8 protein-coding genes are annotated in these 5,463 nt (G+C 45.5%); 3 read left to right on the top strand and 5 right to left on the bottom strand.

Features of this window, described 5'->3' with window-relative positions; translation table 11 throughout:
- Nucleotides 1-12 precede the first annotated feature (12 nt).
- On the top strand, nucleotides 13-513 hold the full coding sequence (locus tag RMO27_RS23530; RefSeq protein ID WP_309736979.1) for a hypothetical protein: 501 nt from the start codon (nucleotides 13-15) through the stop codon (nucleotides 511-513).
- A 65-nt stretch (nucleotides 514-578) separates the two neighbouring features.
- Here the strand turns inward: RMO27_RS23530 and RMO27_RS23525 are convergent, their stop codons facing one another.
- The 5 genes from RMO27_RS23525 to RMO27_RS23505 form a co-directional block, all read right to left on the bottom strand.
- Nucleotides 579-959 (bottom strand): DUF6632 domain-containing protein, encoded by a 381-nt coding sequence (locus tag RMO27_RS23525; protein ID WP_309736977.1) that lies wholly within the window; start codon nucleotides 957-959, stop codon nucleotides 579-581.
- Nucleotides 960-1,032: 73 nt separating this feature from the next.
- A complete protein-coding gene (locus RMO27_RS23520) occupies nucleotides 1,033-1,497 on the bottom strand; it encodes a pyridoxamine 5'-phosphate oxidase family protein (protein ID WP_309736975.1) in 465 nt (154 codons plus the stop codon).
- A 2-nt stretch (nucleotides 1,498-1,499) separates the two neighbouring features.
- The gene (locus RMO27_RS23515) at nucleotides 1,500-1,751 is read right to left on the bottom strand and encodes a DUF1816 domain-containing protein (RefSeq protein WP_309736973.1); all 252 of its coding nucleotides are present in this window, start codon (nucleotides 1,749-1,751) and stop codon (nucleotides 1,500-1,502) included.
- Nucleotides 1,752-2,067: 316 nt separating this feature from the next.
- Nucleotides 2,068-2,277, bottom strand: coding sequence for a hypothetical protein (locus RMO27_RS23510; protein WP_309736972.1), 210 nt, complete (start codon nucleotides 2,275-2,277; stop codon nucleotides 2,068-2,070).
- Nucleotides 2,278-2,433: 156 nt separating this feature from the next.
- Complete coding sequence (locus tag RMO27_RS23505; RefSeq protein WP_309736970.1) at nucleotides 2,434-3,057, bottom strand: exopolysaccharide biosynthesis protein; 624 nt, start codon at nucleotides 3,055-3,057, stop codon at nucleotides 2,434-2,436.
- Nucleotides 3,058-3,250: 193 nt separating this feature from the next.
- Between RMO27_RS23505 and RMO27_RS23500 the strand changes: the two genes are divergently transcribed.
- Together RMO27_RS23500 and RMO27_RS23495 are read left to right on the top strand one after the other, a co-directional pair.
- Nucleotides 3,251-3,736, top strand: coding sequence for a universal stress protein (locus tag RMO27_RS23500; protein ID WP_309736968.1), 486 nt, complete (start codon nucleotides 3,251-3,253; stop codon nucleotides 3,734-3,736).
- A 56-nt stretch (nucleotides 3,737-3,792) separates the two neighbouring features.
- Nucleotides 3,793-5,463: solute carrier family 26 protein (locus RMO27_RS23495; protein WP_309736967.1), on the top strand; the 1,671-nt coding region annotated here is incomplete at its 3' end.

Here is a 5,463-nt window from a genome sequence, read left to right as displayed (position 1 = left end):
GGCTGAAATCATATGGCAAAAGTCAAACAACGACAACTTGGTGGATTGCCGCCCAAATACAGTTTCATGGTCAATCCTTACCCAGAGGAACGAGTCTCCCGTTGTCCTTTGTGCGATCGAAAAAGTAGACAACGCAAACTGCCGATCTTGATTCATATCGTTCCCAAACACTTAATTGCGCTCAACTATACTTGTCGTTATTGTCCAGATTGCGATCTACTGATTGCTCATAAACATGAAATCGAACATTATCTGACTGCATTGTTTAGCCACCTAGCTCCCGACTCGATTGGTAATGAATATTTGGCTATTGGCACAGTTGAGAAAAGTGCGTGGAAAGAAGGGTTAAAACAGAATCAAACCATCGATAAACTTTTGCCACATGCTAGTGATTTTGCAACCTCTTATGATGATTTACAGCTAACTAGAGCAGGCTACTACAAAGCAGACCAAAAGCCACCTGTAGCAGTACCCCCACCATCTCAAGAGTGGGTCAAAATCAACCCTAACTAAGTTGCGATCGAACGATGATTGATTTGTGAACGTTCCATTCTATTAGTGCGATTGCAATAACAAGCTCATTCTTGTGCTGACTCCATTTCGCGGGGGGTCAGAAAACCAAGGACAATTGCCACCAAAATTAATGCTGGAATATCGCCGAAGAGATGTCCGCGCTCTGCGGAGTCAGTTACTGCTTGTACGGCCATGATTAGCCCGTGGATAGCACTCGAACAGACAGTGAACCAGATTAAGCTCAGATGCATTTCTGGCTTGCGAGCAGCCAACAGTAAAAAGATCCCCAGAATCGCATAAACACCAACGATCATCTGTTCGGATTTGGAATGACCTGGCTGCCATCCCCAGCCCGATGGCCAAATCTCAATCAGCGGATAGAGCAGCAAAAAGGCAATGCCGACCACAACCAGAGCAATTTGCAAGTACCGATAACGTTCGTTCATGACTCCAACCTCCGACTATATTTGCAATGTTATTCTCACCCGTGACAGCTATCAACTATCAACTAATTAACTATCAACTAATTAACTGCCTGCTGCTGACACCATCAGTCGTGCGTCCGCTCATTTCACTGGGATTAACGCGGTAGATGGCAACTACTTCAGCTCGTCCCCAAGAATCGATCCAAGTCCGATTGAGAGCGGGTGAAAGTGTGGGATTAATCTCTTTGATTGATTTTCTGACTCGATCGATATCTGATTTCTCGGTCAGTCGGTTGGCTTGTCCCGTGACAATTACACTACGCCAATGCAGCGGATCGTTGATGATTTCTTCGACTTGGAGACAGATTTCTGGACTAGCATCGATGTCATGAGTCTTCATCCCCTCGGTGGTGAACATATAAATGTCTTCATGTTCGAGATAGTAATGCATCGGCATCACGTAGGGTTTCCCTGCATGGATGAAACCGAGATGCCCATAGCCGATTTTATTTAATAGTTCATAGATTTCTGTGGAACTCATTTCATCGATATCTAACATAATTATGCTCCTAATGATTCGATTGAATCGTGTTCGATCGTCAGTAAATCTGGTTGAGAATGTTTGTCGATTTTGGTTTCGATCCCTTGGGCAGATTCACCTTCGAGATCTTCGATAAAACCTTTGCTAGCGACTTCCGCTTCCCCCGCACCTGCAAATGGGCCGAAATAGTAGGTGCATTTGGGCTGCGCGGTAAAAATCTCAACCCACCAAGCTTGGCGGCAGGCATTGAGAGTTTCAGTCCAAAGATTCAAGATCTTTGTTGATAGTTGGTGATTTAGAGTGAGCTGAGCGATGACCGAGCGTAGCGGGAGGCTATTGTTCAGATGGAAAGTTGGGTGGATAGATATCAAAGGCTCATTACTTAATGTCATAGTTTTCATTCCCTTAGGATGATTTTTCTGATAAATGTTGTGAATTCAAACTGTTCCCTGAATTTCGAGATCGCCAATTGTCGCTTTGGCTACCTGCTCAGATTCTACTTGCCGGACAAATTCGCTATAGGGATGGCGTGAAGAGTTTTTACTCGACTAAGCCAGGATTAGTAGCAGCCAGATCTGGAGGATTAAACTATTCGGTATCTAGCATGTGGGTTTGTTGTCTTGGCGATTGTCGATCGGCATGGGAACGACCTTCTTTAGCTAGGGACTTGTCTTCCATTCTACGATCTAAATCTAAGGAACTTGTGAAGAAATTAGCTGGCATAAATTGTTGTGCTGGTACCACTCCCAGTGCTGCCCACACTTGATAGAACGGCTGTCCCCGTGCGCAACCAAACAAATAATCAATGAACGGTTCGTCTCAAGACCTTCAAGACGATTGTCACCGATGATCTTGCAGAGAGGCTCTCGGTTACGAGTCGATCGAGAGTTAGTCAACAAACCCAGGCGAATGGATATTAAGTTCATCCGCATGAATATGAAGAAGTTGTGAGTATTAACTTTTGAGAATTAAAATTTGCCACCAATGATCTGCTAATTGCCAAATTGTCCCAGCAATACTGGCAAAGAACATAGTTGTCGCGATGGTCATCCCATAACCGATCAGAATAAATAATCCATCAAACTCTAACAACCCGATCGCCAGCAACAAAATTGTATAAGCTGGGACGAGATTAGTTAGTGGAATTGGTAATGGTAGTGACATTAATAGCGCGTCCCAAGCCAAACAAACTCCAGTAATTCGACATCCCCACCAGCTATTACTAAACCGCGAAAATCGATGTCTGGACATCTTTTCTAATGGTTTGAGTAAGCGATTAATATTTTTGAGTAATTTCTCAGAAGCAGCAGGCGATAGTTCGATCCGCGCAATGCGCTGAGGTAAATAGGGTTTCTCATAGCCTAAAGCCAATTGACAGCCGACGAGGATAATTCCACTCCCCACTAATGCCGAAAATCCGGCGAGAGGGATGGGGAGCGGGATTAGCATCGGCATGGTTAGTATCCCCGAGATCGTCCCAAAGCCACTATTTCCTACTTGTGTTAGTAATATAGATAGTGGCAAAGGTCGATCGGCATATTCAATTAATAATTGAGAGAGTATTTGAGATAGTTTCATGCGACATAGTTAATCCTCTAAAGATAAACAGACAGTATCCACATGGATGCCCCCCGATTGTATTTTAGATCGAGCGGATGAGGAAGTTGTGAGTATTTAATAAGGATAATAATTTTCGTTTGGATTAAAATTAATATAACTATCGATAAGGTTATTGTAAAATTAGTTTAGTTGTTAATGAGGCTCGATGCTAATGTTGCAAAAAATCTTAGTTGCAATTGGCGATTCTCCTGATTCAGAGCAAGTTTTTGCCGCAGGATTGACACTAGCACAAAAACTTGATGCCCAGATCCTACTTTTACATGTCCTCGATCCACTGGTGCCCCACGGTCTGAGCACGGTTGCCAGTCCATTAATAGGTGGGATTCTCCCGATGATCAACGAGGTGGAGATCGATCGATACATCAAGGCATGGAAGGAATACGAACGCCAAGGGGTCGAACTGCTTCAATCTTATGCAGAGCGGGCCAAAGAGCTTCATATCAAAGCCGAGATTCTGCAAAATTATGGGGACTCTGGGCCACTAATTTGCGAAGCCGCAAAAAATTGGTCGGCGGCAGCGATATTGATGGGACGAAATCAGAAATCGATGTTGAGTGAAGCCTTTCTGGGTAGCACTAGCAACTATGTTTTACATCATGCAGCTTGCTCGGTCATGATAATTCAGTTGCCAGCATGATGAAGTGGATAGTGGATAGTGAATAACGACGAGCTAAGTGCGTTTTAAAGAGGTTTATGAACGATTCTCCAGGGGAGAGGCTCCGCCAACGAATATTCCTCGGATTGCCTGGTTTGCGCCAATTGTGGGGCTACCCGCGATCGTGGTTGCGAGGAGATCTGCTCGCAGGTATTACTGTTGCGGCTTACCTGATTCCGCAATGTATGGCGTATGGGGAATTAGTGGGCGTTTCGCCGGTGGTGGGATTGTGGACGATCCTGCCGGCGATGTGTATATATGCTCTAGTTGGCTCGTCGCGCCAACTCTCAGTCGGGCCAGAATCAACTACGGCGGTGATGACGGCGGCGGCAATTTCACCGTTGCTACTGGCGGATGGGAGTAATTATCGGGTGCTGACGGCTACGCTGGCGATCTTAGTTGGAGCGATCTGCTGTATTGGATATATTGCTAGATTGGGATTTCTGGCAAATTTGCTCTCGAAGCCAATTCTGGTTGGCTATATGGCAGGTGTCGCGTTGCTAATGATTGCCGGACAATTGGGCAAAATTAGCGGAATTTCCATTATCGGCACCAGCGTATTTGCCCAGGTGAGTACATTTATCCAGCAGCTCGACATCATTCATTGGCCGACCCTGATTTTAGCTGGATTGGTGTTCGGGTTCCTGTTAGCGATCGGACATTTTTTCCCCAAAGCACCTGCACCGTTGCTGGCAGTATTAATCGGCACTGCTGCTGTCGCGATCTTCGATCTCCAGGGGTATGGTGTTGCCGTTGTGGGCGCAATTCCGGCAGGTTTGCCTCAATTTATCATTCCTAGCTTGCCAACACAGCTCCCTGCCTTGCTAGCCTCCGCCCTGGGGATCGCGATCGTCGGTTATTCAGATAATGTGCTGACGGCGCGAAGTTTTGCAGCACGTCGTCACGACAAGATCGATGCCAATCAAGAATTACTCGCGCTGGGATTGGCGAATGTGGGGGCGGGATTGGTGCAGGGATTTCCAGTCAGTAGTAGTGGCTCTCGCACGGCAATTGCAGATACGGTGGGCAGCAAAACGCAGCTTTTTTCATTAGTAGCGATGGGAGTAGTAATTTCGGTGTTGCTGTGGTTGCGCCCAGTTTTGTCGCTATTTCCGAAAGCGGCGTTGGGGGCGATCGTCATTTTTGCCGCATTTAGACTGATTGAAATTTCCGAATTTATCCGCCTATATCGATTTCGCCGCAGTGAGTTTTTGCTAGCGATTGTTACGACTATTGGTGTTTTAATTACCGATATTTTAGTCGGTGTAGCGATCGCAGTTGGTTTATCAGTAATTGACTTATTATCGAGATTGGCACATCCGCATGATGCCGTGCAAGGCACTGTGCCCAATCTACCAGGGCTGCATGATGTTAACGACTGGGAGGGTGCAACCACAATTCCCGGACTAGTAATTTATCGTTATGATGCGCCGTTATGTTTTGCCAATGTTGAAGATTTTAAGTATCGCGCGTTGAGAGCGATCGAATCAGAAGTTACGCCGGTAGAATGGTTTGTCCTCAATACTGAAGCGATCGCCGAAATTGATATTACGGCAATGGATATGCTGGAAGATTTGTATGATGAATTAGCCGCGAGAAAAATTACGTTTGCAATGGCAAGAGTGAAACAAGATCTCTATGCTCAGTTAAAGCGATCTCCACTCCTTGATAAAATTACTAACGATCGAATTTATCTCACTTTGCATACA

Origin of the sequence: Chamaesiphon sp. OTE_75_metabat_556, from assembly GCF_031378165.1 — a bacterium.
Lineage (GTDB): Bacteria > Cyanobacteriota > Cyanobacteriia > Cyanobacteriales > Chamaesiphonaceae > Chamaesiphon.
This window is presented reverse-complemented; position numbering and strand designations above follow the sequence as displayed.

Excerpts from the sequence above, each read along its gene's own strand:
- RMO27_RS23520 (WP_309736975.1), bottom strand. The coding sequence starts at position 1,497 with ATGTTAGATATCGATGAAATGAGTTCCACAGAAATCTATGAACTATTA.
- RMO27_RS23505 (WP_309736970.1), bottom strand. The coding sequence starts at position 3,057 with ATGAAACTATCTCAAATACTCTCTCAATTATTAATTGAATATGCCGAT.
- RMO27_RS23500 (WP_309736968.1), top strand. The coding sequence starts at position 3,251 with ATGTTGCAAAAAATCTTAGTTGCAATTGGCGATTCTCCTGATTCAGAG.
- RMO27_RS23530 (WP_309736979.1), top strand. The coding sequence starts at position 13 with ATGGCAAAAGTCAAACAACGACAACTTGGTGGATTGCCGCCCAAATAC.
- RMO27_RS23525 (WP_309736977.1), bottom strand. The coding sequence starts at position 959 with ATGAACGAACGTTATCGGTACTTGCAAATTGCTCTGGTTGTGGTCGGC.